The 18,415-nt window shown below is 53.8% G+C and carries 10 protein-coding genes; 2 read left to right on the forward strand and 8 right to left on the reverse strand.

The genetic code is table 11. The annotated features are described in order from the left end of the window. Positions 1-157 precede the first annotated feature (157 nt). The 8 genes from ACWAU4_RS08780 to ACWAU4_RS08815 form a co-directional block, all read right to left on the reverse strand. On the reverse strand, positions 158-2,245 hold the full coding sequence (locus tag ACWAU4_RS08780) for an MtrB/PioB family decaheme-associated outer membrane protein (RefSeq protein ID WP_044734224.1): 2,088 nt from the start codon (positions 2,243-2,245) through the stop codon (positions 158-160). A gap of 12 nt (positions 2,246-2,257) precedes the next feature. After that, on the reverse strand, positions 2,258-3,247 hold the full coding sequence (locus ACWAU4_RS08785) for a DmsE family decaheme c-type cytochrome (protein WP_093983290.1): 990 nt from the start codon (positions 3,245-3,247) through the stop codon (positions 2,258-2,260). A gap of 67 nt (positions 3,248-3,314) precedes the next feature. Then, on the reverse strand, positions 3,315-5,297 hold the full coding sequence (locus tag ACWAU4_RS08790; protein ID WP_156019913.1) for a multiheme c-type cytochrome: 1,983 nt from the start codon (positions 5,295-5,297) through the stop codon (positions 3,315-3,317). 309 nt (positions 5,298-5,606) lie between these two features. After that, positions 5,607-7,748, reverse strand: a complete 2,142-nt coding sequence (locus ACWAU4_RS08795) for an OmcA/MtrC family decaheme c-type cytochrome (RefSeq protein ID WP_454290543.1) — start codon at positions 7,746-7,748, stop codon at positions 5,607-5,609. A gap of 302 nt (positions 7,749-8,050) precedes the next feature. Beyond that, complete coding sequence (locus tag ACWAU4_RS08800) at positions 8,051-10,237, reverse strand: OmcA/MtrC family decaheme c-type cytochrome (RefSeq protein ID WP_454290544.1); 2,187 nt, start codon at positions 10,235-10,237, stop codon at positions 8,051-8,053. A 95-nt stretch (positions 10,238-10,332) separates the two neighbouring features. Then, the gene (locus ACWAU4_RS08805) at positions 10,333-12,264 is read right to left on the reverse strand and encodes an OmcA/MtrC family decaheme c-type cytochrome (RefSeq protein WP_208125753.1); all 1,932 of its coding nucleotides are present in this window, start codon (positions 12,262-12,264) and stop codon (positions 10,333-10,335) included. Between the two features lie 19 nt (positions 12,265-12,283). Beyond that, positions 12,284-14,395, reverse strand: coding sequence for an MtrB/PioB family decaheme-associated outer membrane protein (locus tag ACWAU4_RS08810; RefSeq protein WP_208125754.1), 2,112 nt, complete (start codon positions 14,393-14,395; stop codon positions 12,284-12,286). A 10-nt stretch (positions 14,396-14,405) separates the two neighbouring features. Then, positions 14,406-15,389 (reverse strand): DmsE family decaheme c-type cytochrome, encoded by a 984-nt coding sequence (locus tag ACWAU4_RS08815; RefSeq protein WP_145838819.1) that lies wholly within the window; start codon positions 15,387-15,389, stop codon positions 14,406-14,408. 429 nt (positions 15,390-15,818) lie between these two features. Here ACWAU4_RS08815 and ACWAU4_RS08820 point away from each other — a divergent pair, with 429 nt between their 5' ends. After that, complete coding sequence (locus ACWAU4_RS08820; protein WP_025010714.1) at positions 15,819-16,058, forward strand: FeoA family protein; 240 nt, start codon at positions 15,819-15,821, stop codon at positions 16,056-16,058. Then, positions 16,051-18,345, forward strand: a complete 2,295-nt coding sequence (gene feoB / locus ACWAU4_RS08825; protein WP_093983284.1) for a Fe(2+) transporter permease subunit FeoB — start codon at positions 16,051-16,053, stop codon at positions 18,343-18,345. Before ACWAU4_RS08820 ends, feoB begins: the two co-directional genes overlap by 8 nt. Positions 18,346-18,415 lie beyond the last annotated feature (70 nt).

Below are 18,415 nucleotides of genomic sequence, written 5' to 3' on the forward strand. Positions count from 1 at the left end.
GTTATATTTGTTACAAAAATGTAGCGTTTTGCAGTGTAAGCTGCAAAAAGGGCCGCTGGCAAGAGGAATTTTACCGAATGCTTGTTGGTTTGAGGTGAAGGCGGGAAGAGATAAAAAAGCCCGCGAAAAGCGGGCTTTTGGGAGCTAAGAGCGAGAATTACAGACGGTAGTTGACGCTCAGCATGATCAGGTGAGCCGTGTAGTCATGGCTGTTGTCACCAAAGCTGACCAGGTTCCAGATACCATCCGGGGCGATATCGTTACCTGCGTCGTTGTCCTCGTATTTCTCCATCTTGTAGTCAAGACGCAGCGCCATTTTCTCAGTAGCCTGATACTGGGCATAGAGGTTGACGTTGTGCACTTTGGCATAGTAATCGCCATAGTCGCCTGTGATGCCTTGGCGTACCTGAGTGCTGGAGTCCGAGTCAGAGTAGGTGTAATCCAGCCCCAGACGCAGTTTCTTCTCCAGCAGGTTGTCGTAGGCCAAACCGGCACCTATGACATCCACCTTGTCTTCCACGGTTCCTGTCCAGGTGACAGTGCTGAAGTTGCTGCTGCCGGCCTGATCTGAGTCTATGGTCTGATGGTTGTAGAAGGCGCTCAGGCTGAGATCGTCTGTCAGCAAATAGCTGATGCTGGCGTCATAGCTGAGGTCTTTGGATTCTGTCAAACCGATAACCGTGTTGTTGTAGTCATCCAGCGCATAGCGGGCACCGAAATCCAGGGTCAGGGTGTCGATAGGGCTGTGAGTCACCCTGGCTTCAACCTGAGTGCGCTTGCGGTCGGCCAGATTGTATTTGCGCAGCAACTTGTTGGACTCGGAAGAGGTCCATTCAGATGCTTCGTACTCTGAGCCATCGCGCTTGCCATAGCTGCCCTTGATCCACATATTCCAGTGTTCAAAGCTGTTGAGACTGAAACGGGCCCAAACGCTGTTCTCGTCGGTGATTTCCCTGTCCTGATAGCTGCGTTCATCACGACGGTAGTCATAACCTGCGTCCAACTTCATGCCGTTGGCAATCCGGTAATCCATGGCCAACTTGGCCTTGTGACTGGTGTTGTCATAAGGGGTGTTGTAGGCCACACGACCACTGACGTTATTAATACTGATCTGGGTCCATTCCTGGATCTGGGTTTGGTTGTCCCTGTCGTAGTAATCATAACTGCCGCTGATCCGCAGATTGCGGGTGGCGCGTTTGACAGCCTTGAGGTTCATCCCCAGGATATCGACTTTGCCGTCCAGGGATTCCTGCGGCAATTGATAGCCGTAACCCGAGGTGATAAAGGCCTCATCCTGGGTCATCTGTCCGGCGAACAAACGGCCGCTGACCACGGCGCCTTTCTGGGCAAATTGGCCGCTCAAGGTCACAGTGTGAGACTCGTTATCCGGATCCAGGCTCATATAGCCCACTCTTTGGGCACCAAAGGTTGGGTTGAAAGCGTTGTCGAATCTCAAGGTCTGGATATCATTCTTGAAGAATGAACCATTGTAGTTGAGTGCGGTAAACCAGTTGTCACCCTTGAGTTTAATCCCGGCCTCGACGGTATCTGTGGTGTAGTCCACAGGCTCGGCCAGCATCATTGACTGGTTGAAGAAGCTGCCGGACGCAGTTTTCAGGCCGGTTTTTTCTTCGCGCATATAGGTGACATAGGTGCTCCACAGCTCTTCACCCTGATATTCAAGACCCAGGCCTGTGCGCTTGCGCTTGAGCGACAGCTCCAGTGGGCTCAGGCTGTCATACAGCATGGGCATCTCGTTGCTGCCACCGGCTGTCTGCCAGTTGGCCGGCAGTGTCAGGTTGCCGCTGCCAATTCCCAGGTAAGGACTCATGGCAGAGTCAGTCTTATAGGTGTGGATCTGACGGTAGTTCAGGTTGATATTGTACTGTCCGAGTTTACCGGCATTGATATCGACCCGGCCGTTTTCCATACCCAGGTTATCGGCTTCGATACTGGCTCGATAGCCGTTTTCACCGCGATAGTTCAGGTCTGCATCCACCTTGCCGGCAAAGTCATCTTCGGCGGCAAAGGCGTTGGCAGAGCGGATATCGTCAGAGTCGTTATAGCCAACTCCGGCACCAATAGTACCGGATACACCGGTTTCACTGACGCAACCCTTACAGCTCCAGGCCGAAAACTTGACCTTTTCGGTATTGGCATTGGCCAGGTCATAACCGTCGGCGGCCATCGCCAGACTGGCAGGAGCCAGCAGAGCCAGGGTGATCAAATTAAGTTTGAATTTCATCTTCCCGCCTCCTTAGCGTTGGAACAACTTGCCGGATGGATGGTTTGAACCATGGATCTGGCTGTGACAGTTCAGACAGCTGCGACCACCGGTAAAGGCGTTGTCGTTGACCTGAGAACCCATGCCTGTGTTACCCAGATAAGCACGGCTGGCGTGGCCGTCGCTGGCGTGACACTGTTGGCACAGTTGCGGAGCGCGGGTCTTAAGCATGCCATCGTTGACACTGCCGTGGGGATTGTGGCAAGTGACACAATTCTCAGTGACGGGTGCATGCTCCCAGAGTTTTGGGCCGCGCTTCTCCGCATGGCAGCTGTAACAAGTGTCATTGACTGACGCCTTGTTCAGATCGGCATCGGTCGTGCTGCCGTGAGGGTTGTGACAGTCGCTGCACACCATCTGTGCCCACTTCAGCGGGTGGCTGGAACGCTTGTTCATGTCAGCCTTTTGCTTGGTGTGGCAGCTGGTACATACTTCCATCTCAGTGTTCTTGGAGAGCACAGGGTCCTTGGCGGTATGCACGCTGTGGCAAGAAGCACAGGCAACATCGGCGTTGTCGTGGTGACCGCCGTTCCAGGACATACGCTTGTCATCCTTGTGACAGGAGAGACAGACGCTGTTCTGCTTGTCGGCCGCCAGGGTAGAACCCTTACCGAAGGTAATCATGGGTTCGTTACCGCCACGGTTGTGTTTGCCCATGGGGCCGTGACAGGCTTCGCACTGAAGTCCGGCCATAGGACTCTTGCTGGAGTCGATGGCGCCGTGAACCCCTTTGAACAGGTCCATGACTTTTTCTGACTTCTTGTGGCACATCAGACAGGAGTCGGCACCCTTGGGAGAGTAGCTGCCTTCGGCAAACTTCTGATCCAAGGTAGCTTCCACTTCTTCCGGGCTCATTTTGGCGTCCCACTTGGCGGCGTGCGCCGCATGGGTGACACCAAAAGATAACACTGCCGTCGCCAAAAGGGCGCTTAGCAGTGTTGGTATATTTTTGCTGATTCTCATATTAGGCATCCTTAATTTGTCCAAACCCTTGAAAGACGGGGGAGGGGACTCCCCCGGCCTGGGCAAATTACATCTTCACCTGAGTGTGATCTGCGGCGGTTGGCTTGTGGCAGTAGAAACAGGTTTCCAGCTGCGCAGCCTGGTTGGCAGCGGTGTAATCACCATCTACCACAGCGCCGTAGGCTTCCAGTTGCTCCTTGGTGTGTACCATGTAGTCGCCACCGACAGTGTGACAAGAAGTACAGGTAGCAGTGATAGGCGTGGTGTACATGCCTGCTGAGGTTGCCAGAGCCCCCTTGTTCTTGAAGGCATCAAGATTCAGGTCGTTGTGACAGGCTGAACAGTTGCCACCGATCAGGCCGTGAGCCTTTTCAATGTGGGTCTTGTGCAGTTTCATCTCCAATGCGCCTTTGTTGGCACCGCTGGCGTAAGTACCATCTGGAGTATGACAGGCCACACAACCATCAACACCGACGGTGAGCTTGCCGTTTACTTCGCGGCCCAGCTGCTCTGTCATCACAAAGCCGGCATGGTGGCCTTTGTGCAGTTCGAAGGTGTCGCTGTGACAGCCCTGACAGGTAGCGAAGTTCACTGAGTCGATATGACGGTGACTAGGTGCATCACCTGATTTGGTACCGAAGGCCAGTTGAGCTTTCATGCTGGTAGTGGCAACGCCATCGGCACAGGCGATGAGCTCGCTGCCTTGGTTGCACATTTCCAGACCGATAAAGCTGAAGGCGGTATCGGCATCACCGGCACCGAAAGGCAGGTCCTGAACGGTGAATTGCAGCTTGCCGTCAACCAGAGTCACGGCGTCCTGCAGCTGGCCGTCTTTAACCAGATCTTTGGCGACCTTGGCTTTACCGCTTCCTGGGCTGACGTTGTAGCCCATGACAGGGAAGTTAGGGCCCACGTTGGTGATGGTTTCCAGACGCTTGATCTTGGCCAGTTCGTTGTTGGCATCCAGCGCATTGCCGGCCTTGTCCAACAGGGTCACAGTCAGAGTCGCACTGTTGTCGGCGCTGCCGGTCAGTTCTGCTGCCAGACCGCGCTGAGCGATAACGGCACGTTTGTCACCGGTTACACCTGTGTGCAGCTCTTCTGTCCACTTGCTGTTGTGACAGGCGATACAGTTGGAGTTGTCGGTTTGTTGGCTGTGGCCCTGACCGGCAGCAAAATCTATGTTGCTGTGGCAGCTACCGCAACTTGCAGCTGTAGGCACTTTGGACCAGTTGCCCCAATCGGGCGTCAACTCGACATTGGTGTCGTTGTGACAGGATTGGCAGCTGTTAAGCGCATCCAGGCCCAGATCCTTGTGCTTGGTATGGATCATGGCGTTGAATTCATTGCCTGGTTTCACCTTGCCTGAGGTGTGGCAAGTGGCGCAATAGTTAACATCTGAGTAGGCGCCGCCGTGTTTGACGTTGGCTAAATCACCGTGACAGGTATTACAGCTATCTGTACTCACCAGCTTGCGGCTGTAAGCCGCGGAGGCTCCAGAGTCGGCACTGAAGTCGACGAAGGCGTTGCTGTTGGGGATCAGAGTGCCGTCAGGCAGAGGCGTATTGTAAGCGCGCAGCAGTACCCGCTGGGCAAGCTCAGGGTTGAAGCTGATAGTGTCTTTACTCAGCTCATTCAAGGTCTTGCTGAAGGTGTAGCTGTAGCTACCGTTTTTGTGGTCAACGAAAGTACCTGCGCAGCTGCTGCTAACAGTGCAGTCTTCGTTGCCGAAATACTGCCACTGAGAGGCATTACCTGCACCGGTTGCACCTTCCGGCAGCAACTGAGCGGCGGCAAAGCGGAACTTCTGCAGGCCAACTACAGGCATATCGTCTTCGTTGGTCACGGTAAATTCAACCGTTGGGATACCGCCTTTGACAACAGCTTGCTCAAAGCTGAAATGCAGCTCTTTGATTTCACCTGCAGGCTCGCCGCCTGGGTTACCTGGATTACCATCGTTGCCATCATCGCCACCACAGCCACCTAAGGCCAGAGTAGCTGCACTGGCTGCCAGCAGCAGTGCGATTCTGGTTTTTTGTGCGTTCATCATCTTGTTCCCTGCAATAGTGGAAGTATCTGGTTTAGGGAGTGGCTGAGTCATCTCAACCAAATTGATTATGTAATTGGCCCTTAACCCGATACCGGAAATAGGATTTCCCTCGAAAAGGCTAACTCAAGCAGGGCCGAAAAGCTGCATGACTGGTGTTAATGTGTGACTTGGATCTTTCTATTTATAAAGAGGTATTTGAGCTGGTAGGGAAAACTTAATCTCGATCAAAAAAACGCTGTTTTTTAATTCGATTTTGGCAATTTGGCAGATAAAAAAAGAGAGGCCGAAGCCTCTCTTTAGGGTTAAATTTTAGTGACTGAAGCCCCAGTTGGAGTGAGCTTCCAACAGCTGGGAATCAGTATGACAGGTAGAACAGGCTTCTTGGCCTTTCTGGGCGTCATAATCACTTGCAGCTACACCGTGGCCTGTACCTATCACACCACCATTGGTCACTATGTGGTTGATAGTGGTTTCACTCAGGCCGTATGGCGGCTGGTGACAGCTGGCGCAGGCGGCAGTCTGTGGTGATACCAGAGTCTGTTCTGTGCCATCTTCAGTCTTGCCGAAGGCAACCGGCGCGGCATCGGCGGCAATTTTCTTCAGTGAGAAGCCGTCTTTACCGTGACAGGTCTGACAGTCTGTCTTCTTGAAGAAGCCGTTGCCAGAGCTGTCATACAGGTAGTGCTTGGAGTGCACTATGTACGCCAGGTTGGATGAGCCGTCACCCTTCTTGTCGCGGGTACCGTTGTGGCAGGAGGCACAGCCGTCGATGTCGTTGGAGAAACGATGCTTGATGGCAGTGGTGTGACACTGCTGACAAGCTGTCATTTCGGCATGTTGAACCCTTGGCGTCTTGTCGACTTTGCTGCCATCCACATTGAAGTAGGCTGTGTCAGATGGCACGTAAGGACCGGAGTTAGGGATAACACCGTCTTCGACTGGCTTACAGTCGGCTACAGCGCCTTTGCCATCGAAGCAGACATGCAACTGGCTGCTCAGGGCCACTTTAACCTCTGGCGTACCCATGACTTCGGCTACTTTGAAGTCGCCATCGCTGAAGGTGACATCTATGCTGCCGTCGGCGCCCTCACTGAAATAGCGATAGCCAACTTTTTGGTAGTTAACCAGGAAATCGTCTTTAACCACACCGTTGAAGACGATGGCGCTGGTGTCTCCGCCGTGTGAGTATGGGCTGGAGTCAATCTGCGCCAGTGTCACATTGGTGTCGCCGTGCTTGACAGTCATGTTGGCCTTAATGGTCTTGCTGGCCTCATCATAAGTCATGCTGTTGAAAGTAACGCTGGTCTTGGCAGATTGGGCACTGTCGTTGTTGCTGTAGTGGGCGCGTTCGGCACCTCGGCCATGGCCATCAGGATCGCTGTGACAGGAGACACAGTTCAGTTTGTCTTCTTTAATCTGGTTGTTTTCTGCATCCCAGTGCCAGGAAGGTACGGCATACTGGCTGTTGTGGCAGCTCAGACAGGTTGCAGCATCCAGATCGGCTTTCCAGGCATCGGCCATCGCCAGGTTTTCATCTGGTTGGTGACAGGTCTGACAGTTGCTGGCTGATTGCGGGAAAATGCCGTTGTAGAAGGCATGGCTGTGCACTTCGTGCGCCATGGCCTTGATGGAACCATCAAATTTATGGCTACCGATCACTTGGCCATTTTCGTCCTTGTCATCCTTCATGTAGCTGTTGTAGTCGGTGTGACAGAAAGTACAGCTTTCCAGAGTGACGTGTTTGCCGCCGTGCATGGCCAGTTCACCGGCATGACCGGGTCTGTGACAGCTTTGGCAGGTTTCATCGGCGATAACCGGCTTGGGTTTGGCCTGAGTGGTATCGGAAGAGGGCTGCCAGTAGAAGAAGCTGTTGTTAACCAGGTTAACGTTGGCCGCATTGGCTGTTTTGATGCCCAGGTAAATACCATTGACCATGTCGGCCTTGTAGTCGTATTTACCCAGAGTATCTATGGCTTTGTTCAGTTTCAGTGTATAGGTGCCGTCCTGATTGTCGGTCAGACAGTCTTCGCAGTTTTTACCCTGGAAGTAGGAAGAACCTGTGTAGAAGCCGTCACCTTTGTCTTTGTTGAAGTAGCTCAGCCAGATCTCTCTCGCTTGGCCTTCTACATTGGTCAGGCCTTCAATCTCATCTTCGCTGCCGACACGGCCGAAGGAGACTGCACCTATGTCAGTGTTTTTCAAACCAAAGACGGCGGCGCCGTTGGCATCGGACAAGCTGAAGTTGATTGTCAGGAAGCCGTTGGTGTCTACAGATGCTGAATTAATCTTGGATTTCAGCGTGTTGACTTTGCTTATGGGTGTGCCGACAGGACCTGGCTTACCAGTCTCACCATCCTTACCGTCGCTGCCACAACCGGCCAGCATCAGAGACAGCAAACCGGCACCCAACATCGCTTTAGTCGCGGCATTGAAATTAAACCGTTTCATCATGATATTTCCCTGCAAGTGATTTTAATCATCACTAACCAGAGGTTAAATAAGAATAAATCTCATTAACCATGGAAAGTGTGTGGAATTATTTTTCCAAGGCTAAGGCTACCCAAGTGGTGGGGATTAAGCAGTCACTTTAGATGGGTTATGTGATTAAGATCCGACTATTTCTTTAGGGGTATACGGCTAGATCAAAAAACGTTAATCCTGATCAAAAAAACGTGTTTTTTGAAAGAGTTTTTAACGAATTTTGCTGCATAAAAAAGGGAGGCACATGCCTCCCTTTGGTAGCAAAACGCAAGTTAATTGCCGTGTGCAGTCATCAGCTGAGCCGGGGTATGACAGGTGGCACAGGCCTCTTTGGCACGATTACGGACATCGGTCTCATCCATGCCATCCAGAATACCGCCGTTGGCTTGAATATGCGATTTGGCCGCATCGCTGAGGTACTGTTGGTGGCAGCTCAAGCAGGAGCCTGCATCTGAGGATACCCAGATATCCGCGCCGCTATTGCTGATGTCACCATAGCGCCAGACACGATCCGGTGAACGACCCAGAGTGATACCTGTGACGCTGCCGGAAGACTCGGCATGACAGGTGGCACAATCGGTTTTCAGCACAGTGCCGGACTGGAGCCCTGCATACTTGAGGAAGTGGCCTTCACGCTCGTGTGCCTTCCAGGCAAAGCTTGAGGGGATCTTGCCACCGGGATAATCGGCGTCATTACGCAGTGTCTTATCCGGTGTATGGCAGGTCTGGCAGTTGACGCCATTGTCATAGTGATGGATCTCCTTGCCATGACAACTTTGGCACTTGGTCGGATCTATGATGGCGCGGCGGGCCACTGCATCCATACCGCTGTCGACGCCATTGTTACCCCAGACAAAGCGGTAGGGCTCCTGCTGGATAGCCACAGAGCGAACACCATCGGTTGCGCAGTCTGTCAATTGAATATCGGCAACACCATAACCGCCGTTATTGAAGCAGGCTTCCAGTGCCGACCAGATTTCAAAGCTCTTGCCATCCGGACTTGCCGGCATATCAAACGCCGGAGTCAGCGTATAGCTCTTGCTGGTGGTGTCAAAACTTCCTTCACTGAGACGAATACGGCGCTGGCTGTAGGAGGCTTCGTTATAGGCAGGGTAGTCCTTGTCTACATCCCAGCCGACTATCATACGGCTGCCCTGATCGATAAAGCTTTGATCCATGGCGTTACCGTCTTTATCCAGCACCTGCACTTTAAAGGTCATCTTGCCGGCGTTGCTGCTGACCTCCAACACCTTGACGCTCAGTTCGGCTGCCAGAGTGTAGGCTTGCATTACATCACCGTGGCGCTTGGCTGCGCTGCCGGTACCGTGATAGGTATTGTCAGTGTTGTGGCAAGCCATACAGTCGGTGCTGGAGTGGTGGGATGAAGGCTTTTCCGTGTGACAGGCGACACAGGCGGTATTGCTCTTCTCTGCCTTAAACAGATCCGCATTGGCGGGAGCACCACTGCCTTCCTGGTGACAGACGCTACAGTCTGAAGCTGGCTTACGAGGGAAGCCGACCACACCATAGTCGTGGACGCTGCCGCCATAACCGACAATCTTGTATGGCGCCGGCACTTCATTGCCGTCGGCATCATAGGTATGCCGTTCTGCGCCGCGGTGAATGGCGTGGATCAGATAGGTGAACTCCACACTGTTACCCGACTCAGGATCTCCAGAAGTCGCAGTATGGCAGGAAGCGCAGTTTTCCAGCGCTATTCGACGTCCGCCGTGCAGCTCCAGGCTGTCCGGTTGGTGACAAGTGTAACAGGCATCAATGGTGACCACATTGCGGGTCTGGATACCTTCTGTATTGCCGCTGGAGGGTTGCCAATCATAATGGGCATTGGCGGTAACTTGGGGGAGTTTCAGCTCCAGTGTGGCCCTTTGAGTGGCATCGGCATCATAAGCTATGGCCAGCGGCTCTGTGACTTCGGCAATATTGACCTGATAACTATAGCTATAGCTGCCATCGCCATTGTCCACCAGACAGGTTTCGCAGGCGCTGGCGGCTTCGACTCCGGCCTGATACTGGGGTGACGGATTAAGGTTATCCACCCCGTCGGGAACCGTTGTCGGTTGTTTGAGGCTATTGATATAGGCTTGCCATTGGAATCCCCAATCGGCTTCTCTGGCTTCCTCTCCTTCACCTATGGTTTCGGTCACATGGGTCAGCTGAGCGATACCAAATCTGAGGTCATAATCTTTGTTCAGACCCAGCACAGCCACACCATTGGCATTGGTCAACATAAAGTCGACCGTGACCTTGCCTGCTTCCACTTTGGCGTCGGTAAACTTGACCTTGAGTGTGGGAGTGGCATCGATATTCACTCCGATCACGCCGTCCTTGCCGTCTTCGCCATCCTTACCGTCACTGCCACATGCCATGAGCGTCAGCGACATCAGAGTGGCCAATGCCAGGCGGGTATGCCCTTTAACCAGTCTTGAGCTTTTCATCATTATTTCCCTGCATTGCTTTGATTGCACGACTGAGCCAGCTTTTGAAGACCGGCCCGTTCCTGTAATTGCCGCCCTTAAAGGGCGGCTTATTGTTGTTACTGGGCGATAGGATGCACCTTGGTGACATCGGCCATGCCGCCCTGACCATGACAGGTGGCGCAGCTTTCTGTTCCTGCCTTGGCATCCGCTTCGGTGCCTTGGAACACGGCTCCCTGTTGCGTCATATGGTTGCGGGCACTATCGCTCTGGTGGCAGTTACTGCAGACTGCCGCCGTGGGGCTGGTGAAGCTGCCATCATCCAGACTCAAGGGTTGCACCGCCGGACTGAGTGGCAGTGCCATACTCAGCACGCCATTTTCATCTTTGCTGTGGCAGTGAGCACAGTTGCCTATGTTCCCCGGGAATTGCAGCGTCTCGAACCCTTCAAAATTGGCCGAGTGCAGCGCATGGATCAACTGCTTGAAGTCGGCGCTGCTCGCTGATGGATTGGCAGCAGTGGCGTCGGCCTGCATATTGGGGTTGTGGCACAGTTGGCACTGGCCGGCCAAATCGTTGCGAGAGCCGTGGAAGTTCAACTGTTGATCGCCATGGCAACTGCCGCAGGTTTCGTTGCTGACCACCTGGCGCCGTCCGACCGTGGTGAGGCTGCCTGCGTTGAATGACTGATGGCTCGACTTGATAACCAGCACACTGGCGGTGCTGTCACTGCAGTCGACCAGCATGCCTTGGCTGGCACAGACTCGGCCCTGAATCGCCAGGGTACCGGCATCGGCTTCACTGCCGGCGGGAATGGTCAGTCCATCCAACTGATACTGATAGGTACCATCACTGCCGGACAGCGGTACCACTTCATGCACCCTAATTGAGCGGGCAGAGCGGGTGGCGTAATCAAAGCTGGTGCCCCAGTTGGCGTAGACCCTGAGATCGTTGACAAACACCTGCTTGTCGGCGCTGTCGTTGTAGGCTGCACCTGTCTGCGGGTTACTCAGCTTGAGCGAGAAGCTCAAACTGCTGCCGCTGACACTGGCGTTGGTGACCTCGGCCTTGAATTGCTCGAGGGCCGCCATGTTCTCCTGATTGGTATGTACTTCGCGGGTCCAATCCGGATTGTGGCAAGCGACACAATTGCTGTTATCCGCTTGCGCCGGATGACCTTCGCCTTTGATGAAGTCGATATTGTTATGACAACTGCCACAGGACTCCATGGTTGGCACCCGGAACCAGTTGTGCTGTTCGCTGAGGGTTTCATCCTCTTTATGACAGGTCTGACAGTCGGACAAGGGTTTGGGGAATCCGGCCAGATGTTTGGCGTGGATCATTTGCGGGAAGATGTTTTCCGGATTGCTGACCCGAGTGGCATTGTGGCAGGTAACACAGGTTTCCACCTGGTTATAGTTGCCGCCGTGAAACGCCAGGTCATTGTGACAGCTGTTACAGGTGTCGATGGAAGCGATATTCCGGCTGTAGGCCGGAGCACCACCAGGGGGCTGCCAGTCGTAATGGTCATTGGTTACCGGCAATGCGGTGCCATCGGCCAAGGTATCACCACCGAGTTTGATCACTACTCTGTGAGTGGCTCCGGCGATTTCAGCTATTTCATTCATCCCGTCGAAAGGGGCACTGAAACTGTAGGAGTAGTTGCCATTTTTATGGTCAACATAGGTGCCAGGGCAGCTGCTGGAGCAGGTCTCGGCGGTGAAATACTGCCACTCACTGCTGTTCCCGGCCCCACTGCTGCCTTCCGGCAACAACTGCGCGGCAATGAAGCGCCCGGAGGGGATACCGACTACCGGCTCGTCATCCTGATTGGTGACCCGGTAATCTACCCGGGTAATGCCCTCTTCGAGAGCCGTTTCCTTGACCTCAATATTGAGCTTACTGATATTCATCGCCGGCTCGCCGCCCGGTTCGCCAGGGGTTCCCGGGTTGCCATCATCACCACCGCAACCTGAGAGAGCCAACATGGCGGTCAGCAGGGGCGCGCCTAGGTAAAACAGGGGAGTTTTTGGGGTGTATTCCTTTGACATCGCTCTTCGCCTCTTGCTCTTATAGGGAGTAACTCAGTGTCAGCCCCAGATAGTGGGCGTTATAGTCCTGGCCAAGATCTCCAAAGCTGAGTACGTTGGGGATGCTATCCGGGGTTAATCCCTGATTGAGCCAGTCACTGTCCTGATAGTGTTCAAACAACCAATCCAGCCTCAATGCCATCTTGTCGCTGAAGTGATACTTGGCAAAGGCGTTGAAGGTATGACGGCGTGAATAATAGTCGCCGTAATCCAGAGTGAGCCCCTGGCTGACATCTGTGTCGCTTTCGCCTTTTGAGTATTGCCAGTCGAAGCCCAGATCCAGTTGTTTATCCAGCAACTCGTTATAGTAGATGCCGAAGCCGGCGACAGTGCTGCTGTCGCTGGCACGGCTGTACCAACCGCTGGGGCCGAAAGAAGCTGAGCCGGTTTGATCTGTATCCTGCCAGTCCTGATTGAGCCAGGCATTGAGGCCAAACTGGGCTGAGAATTGATAGTTGCCACTGAGGCCATAGCCCCAACTGCTGACTTCATCCAGGCCGATAAGCGTCTCATCATAGTCTTGCTGCTTGTGATTCAGCGCCAGGCTGAACGACAGGGCATCGCTGAAGCGGTAATCGTTTTGCAGTCGCAACAGGGTTTGCTTGCGATCTGCCAACCAATACTGACGCATCCAGGGATTATTGGGGCTTTGGCTCAGCTCGGATGCCTGATAACTGCCGCCACTGCGCTCACTGAGTTCACCTTTGAACCACAACTGCCAGTCGCGGCTGGCACGCAGGTTCAGCTTGGCAAACACGCTGGATTGGAACAGGGATTCGCGCGCCAGATCGCTATAGCTGTGGTGTTCATACTCGTAACCTGCGTCAAGAGACAGGGCGCGGGTAAAACGGTAGTTGAAGGCGATATCGGCTCTTTGGCGGGTGTGGTCATAGGCCGCGGGCGTGGCGCTGCCCTGGTGCCAGCTGTCACTGCTCACCTGTGGCCACTCTTTAAGTTGTGTCTTGTTTTCCCGGTCGCGATAGTCATAGCCGGCGCGAACCGACAAGCCTCTGCTGAGGCGGGCGGCATACTTGAGTTTGAGTTCCAGCACGTCAACCTGCATGTCGCCATCGGTTGCGGGCAACTGGGGTGAAGGACCATTGATGGTGGCCGGTAACAGCGCCTGATCCTGAGACATGCGAGTGAATGCCGTGTGCATCAATATTTGATGTCCGGCCTCGGATAACTGCAGATCGGCACCGACCCTCAGCGCCTTGTTATCCGGATTGTCGGCAAGTTGGCCATTATAGGCGGCGCCGAATGTGGGAAAGAAGGCGTTTTCCCAATAGAGTGCCTGATAGTCGTTGCTGTATTGGCTCAGGGTCGAATTGAAGCCGGCCAGCCAGCCCTTTCCTTTGAAATAGAGTTTGGCTTCCAGCTCGTCAGTACTGTCATCCACCCGGGTGGCCAATGCCATGGAGTTGGTAAGAAAGTTGCCGTTGGTTTGGCGGGTGCCATCGCGTTGCTCGTGACGGTAATTGAGCCCCGCCTTATAAAAGCTTCCCAGGTAATGGGCATCCAGGGTGAAGCGATCCCGCTTCATTTCCAGTCGCTGGCTTGTCAGGCTGTCATCAAGTCCCGGCATTTGCGAGGTGAGGGCAGCCGCTTGCCAGTTGTCCGGCAACATCAGTCTGTTGTCCTGATTGATATAGGGGCTCATGCCATTGTCCGGGCCGAAGTTGGCCAAGGCGCGATAACCCAGACGGATATCAAATTGGCCGGGTCTTCCGGTACTCAGGCTGGCACTGCCGGTGTCATAGCCCAGTTTGTCGGCTTCAATGTGGGTACGGTAACCCTGTTCACCATAAAAGACGACATCGCCGCCAAGGTGCCCCGTGGCGCCATCGGCATCTGTGCCACTACTATTGGCAAACACCGCATTGTCGCCATCGTTGTAGGCCACACCGGCTTCGAGCGTGCCGCGGCTTTCCTGTGGCAACTTGCACTGGCCGCAACTCCACTTGTCTTGCTTGAGCTCGGCGCGATTGGCCTGTTGCAGCGAATAGCCACCGGCCCAGGCCGGCTGCAGTGCACAGGCTATGGTGAGCGCCAGCAGTGATAGTTTCATCTGTGTCTGTTTCTCGATAACCATACTCAGCTCCTTATCGCTGCAAGAGTTTGCCGGATGGATGGTTGGAACCATGCACCTGGGTGTGGCAGTTCAGACAGGAGTTGCCGGCGTTATAGGCGTTGGGCATCAAGCCGGTTTGCTCATTGGCCGGGAAGTAGGCTCTGGCTGCATGGCCGTCGGAAGCATGGCATTGCTGACACAACTGAGGCGGTTTGGCCAACAGCATAGCTTCGTTGACGCTGCCATGAGGGTTGTGACAGTTGGCGCAGTTGTCTGTAACCGGGGCGTGTTCCCACAGCTTGGGCCCGCGCTTTTCGGCGTGGCAGCTGTAACAGTTTTCGTTGACCGTCATCTGCTTCAGGCTGGCGTCCCCCAGACTGCCGTGAGGATTGTGGCAGTCGCTGCAGACCATTTGCTCTGTGCGTATCGGGTGCGCGGAACGTTTGTGAATGTCGGCACGTTGCTCTGAGTGACAGCTGCTGCAAACGGCGACTTCGGTTTCACGGCTCTGGATGGGATCCTGGCCTGTATGCACCTGGTGACAACTGGCACAGGCAACTCCAGCCGTGTCGTGGTGGCTGGCACTCCAGCCCAGACGCTGCTCATCCTGGTGGCAACTGAGGCAGACGCTGTTTTGCTTGTCGGCCGGAACCGGCGAGTCGGCACCAAAGGTGATCATCGGTTCCTTGCCGCCGCGGTTGTGTTTCCCCATCGGGCCGTGGCAGGCTTCGCATTGCAGATCGGCCATAGGAGATTGAGAGAGGTTGGGATTGCCGTGGACACCATCAAAAAGCGCCATTACCTTCTGGTTCTTTTTGTGACACATCAGGCAGCTGTCAGCACCCTTGGGGGAGTATTTGCCTTCGGCAAATTTCTTGTCCAGTGTGGCTTCAACTTCGGCCGGATCCTGGTTGTCCCACGGGGTAGCTTTGGCCGGGAAGGCCAACAATAACAATAAGGGGAGAGCGCAACCCAACCCCCAAAGGCTTGGTTTACTCGAGTTATCCATTTTCATCATTCCATCCTGAGCGCGTTCATTGCCGATTTATAGTTATTAGGCATGCATCAGTAATTTACCGAATTGCTAATGTTAAAGAATAGAGCAAAAAAGTGACAAAGCGATAACTTTTTGATGATGCTTATGGGTAAAGAAGGCTGATTTAAAAAAGAAAACAACAAAGTGTGATCCATGCCTCGTTTTGGGTATGGTGTGTCTTTGTTCGAATTTGGGATCCGCCGCAGAAAAAGCCGCGGTTCAGTTACTTTTATTTGCAGTTAAACGGTTTATTCCAGCTAGCTTTTGTCCCATAATAGCCAACACAATTGAAAACTATTATCGTTACCAGTTGAAAAGCTTGATCCAGATAAAGTTCTTATTTGACTGTTTCAGGTAGAATCGAATCATTACCCGCATGCTTGCATGCTGTTTTCAGTGGTAGAGGCAATGAAGTTAAGTGAATTGAAACCCGGTGATCGCGCCATGATTTCCGAAGTTGGCCATCTGGATCTGCCTGCAGTGGTCAAACGCAAGCTCCTGTCCATGGGGATCACCCCCAATACCTGTTTTTCTTTGATCCGCCGTGCTCCCATGGGATCCGGGTTGGAATTGGACATTCGCGGCAGCAAGTTGTGCATGCGTCAGGATCTGGCACAGATTATAGAGGTGGAAAAGGCCAATGACTAAGCAGTTCCATTGTGTCACTGTCGGTAATCCCAATGCCGGTAAGTCGACATTGTTCAACGCCCTGACAGGTGCCAATCAACAGGTAGGTAACTGGTCCGGGGTGACAGTCGAGAAGAAGACCGGCCACTTTTCGCTTAATGGCGATGATGTCTTTCTAACCGATTTACCCGGCATTTACGATCTTCTTCCCGCCGGTAGCAACTGTGATTGCTCGCTGGATGAGCAGATTGCCCAGCAGTATCTGGCCAACCAGAAAGTAGATGGCATTATCAACTTGGTGGATGCCACCAATATCGAACGTCACCTGTATCTGACAGTGCAACTGCGTGAGCTGGGTATTCCCATGGTTGTGGTGCTCAACAAAATGGATGCGGCGGTCAAGCGCGGCATTCGGGTCGATACCCAAGCCATGAGTCGAGAGCTGGGTTGCCCCGTAATAGGCGTGACTTCAAGAGAAGCCAAAGACGTCGAGCGGGTCAAGGAACAGGTGATAGAGCTGCTGGAAGGGCGGGTTTCAGAGTCGCCTTTGATGCTGCAATATGACGCCACCATTGAAACCGGTGTCACAGCCATTATGGGCAGCGACAGTCAATTAAGCCGGGGCCGGGCGCTGGCCATGTTGGCCAATGGCTTGGGCTGTGGTTCTTGCCAGAACAATTTGCTCGATGAACAGGTCTCCAGAGTGACGGATAAACTGGCACTGGAAGGCAAAGACATAGAGATCATGGTGGCCACCACACGTTTTGACTTTGTTGAGCGTGTATACAAGGGGTCGGTCAATGCCGACGGCCAGCTGACCTTGAGTGACAGGCTCGATAAGTTGGTATTGCATCCTGTGTTGGGTATTCCGGTATTTTTGCTGGTGATGTACCTGATGTTCATGTTTGCCATCAACGTGGGCAGTGCCTTTATCGACTTCTTCGATATCAGTGCCGGCGCGCTGTTTGTCGATCATTTCGGGGCTTTGCTGACCAATATAGGAGCTCCTGCCTGGTTGGTGACTCTGCTGGCCGGTGGTATAGGTCAGGGTATTCAGACGGTATCGACCTTTATTCCGGTTATCGCGGCGCTGTTTTTGGCTTTATCTGTGCTGGAAGGCTCTGGCTATATGGCCCGTGCCGCCTTTGTGGTTGACGGCCTGATGCGCCGTATCGGCTTGCCCGGCAAGGCCTTCGTACCCATGATTGTCGGTTTTGGCTGCTCTGTGCCTGCCATCATGGCGACCCGCACACTGGGCAGTGAGCGTGAACGTATTGTCACGGGTATGATGGCGCCCTTTATGTCCTGCGGTGCCAGATTGCCGGTATACGCCTTGTTTGCGGCGGCCTTTTTCCCTGATTCAGGTCAGAATCTGGTGTTCGGTCTCTACCTTATCGGTATTTTGGCTGCGATAGGCACAGGCCTGCTGCTGCGCAAGACCTTGCTGCCCGGTAACAGCAGTGCCGTAGTGATGGAGCTGCCAAGCTATGAACTGCCCAAGCTCAAAGCGGTGGCTTCCCGTACAGGTAAGCGTACCAAGAGCTTTATTCTCGGTGCCGGCAAGACAATTGTGGTTGTAGTGACTCTGCTCAACTTTATCAATGCCATAGGGGTCGATGGTAGTTTTGGCCATGAAGACAGTCAGGAGTCTCTGCTCAGTGTTGCCAGTCAGAAGATCACTCCGGTGTTTTCACCCATGGGGATAGAGGAAGACAACTGGCCGGCCACTGTTGGGATAGTAACGGGTATCTTCGCCAAAGAAGCGGTGGTGGGTACGCTCAATAGCCTGTATAGCACGGCTGATGGCGGTGATGGCGAGCTTACTCCATTGATGGACAGCTTCTCCGAGGCGCTGGCGACCATTCCGGCCAACCTGTTCGGCATAGTGATGGAAGATCCGCTCAAGCTGTCTGTGGGCCATGTTGAGGATAAGACGCTGGCTGCCGAAGAGCAGGGGGTTGATCAGTCCACATTCGGTGCACTGCAGGCAGGATTCAGCGGACAATTGGCTGCCTTCTCCTATCTGCTGTTTATTCTGCTCTACACCCCTTGTGTGGCCGCCATGGGTGCACTGGTGAATGAGTTTGGCAGTCGCTGGGCTACCTTTGCCGCTACCTGGACCTTTGCACTGGCTTACGGCAGTGCCACTGTGGTCTACCAAGGCGCGACTTTTGCCGAGCATCCATTGCAGTCCACCGCCTGGATAAGCTTCTTTGTCTTCGCCCTGATTGGTTTCTATATGTGGCTGAAGCGTAAAGGCCGCAAGACCCAGGAGATCATTCCGGGTATAAAGATAGTGACTGAGTAAGGTCGCAGATAAAAAGCAGCCATCTTGGCTGCTTTTTTGATCACGGCGCCGGGTTTGACGAAGTGCGCCG

Source organism: Shewanella sp. FeAMO (assembly GCF_053653955.1).

Bases quoted from the DNA above. Each gene is read 5' to 3' on its own strand.
- ACWAU4_RS08780 (WP_044734224.1), bottom strand. From the start codon at position 2,245: ATGAAATTCAAACTTAATTTGATCACCCTGGCTCTGCTGGCTCCTGCC.
- ACWAU4_RS08785 (WP_093983290.1), bottom strand. From the start codon at position 3,247: ATGAGAATCAGCAAAAATATACCAACACTGCTAAGCGCCCTTTTGGCG.
- ACWAU4_RS08790 (WP_156019913.1), bottom strand. From the start codon at position 5,297: ATGATGAACGCACAAAAAACCAGAATCGCACTGCTGCTGGCAGCCAGT.
- ACWAU4_RS08795 (WP_454290543.1), bottom strand. From the start codon at position 7,748: ATGATGAAACGGTTTAATTTCAATGCCGCGACTAAAGCGATGTTGGGT.
- ACWAU4_RS08800 (WP_454290544.1), bottom strand. From the start codon at position 10,237: ATGATGAAAAGCTCAAGACTGGTTAAAGGGCATACCCGCCTGGCATTG.
- ACWAU4_RS08805 (WP_208125753.1), bottom strand. From the start codon at position 12,264: ATGTCAAAGGAATACACCCCAAAAACTCCCCTGTTTTACCTAGGCGCG.
- ACWAU4_RS08810 (WP_208125754.1), bottom strand. From the start codon at position 14,395: ATGGTTATCGAGAAACAGACACAGATGAAACTATCACTGCTGGCGCTC.
- ACWAU4_RS08815 (WP_145838819.1), bottom strand. From the start codon at position 15,389: ATGAAAATGGATAACTCGAGTAAACCAAGCCTTTGGGGGTTGGGTTGC.
- ACWAU4_RS08820 (WP_025010714.1), top strand. From the start codon at position 15,819: ATGAAGTTAAGTGAATTGAAACCCGGTGATCGCGCCATGATTTCCGAA.
- feoB (WP_093983284.1), top strand. From the start codon at position 16,051: ATGACTAAGCAGTTCCATTGTGTCACTGTCGGTAATCCCAATGCCGGT.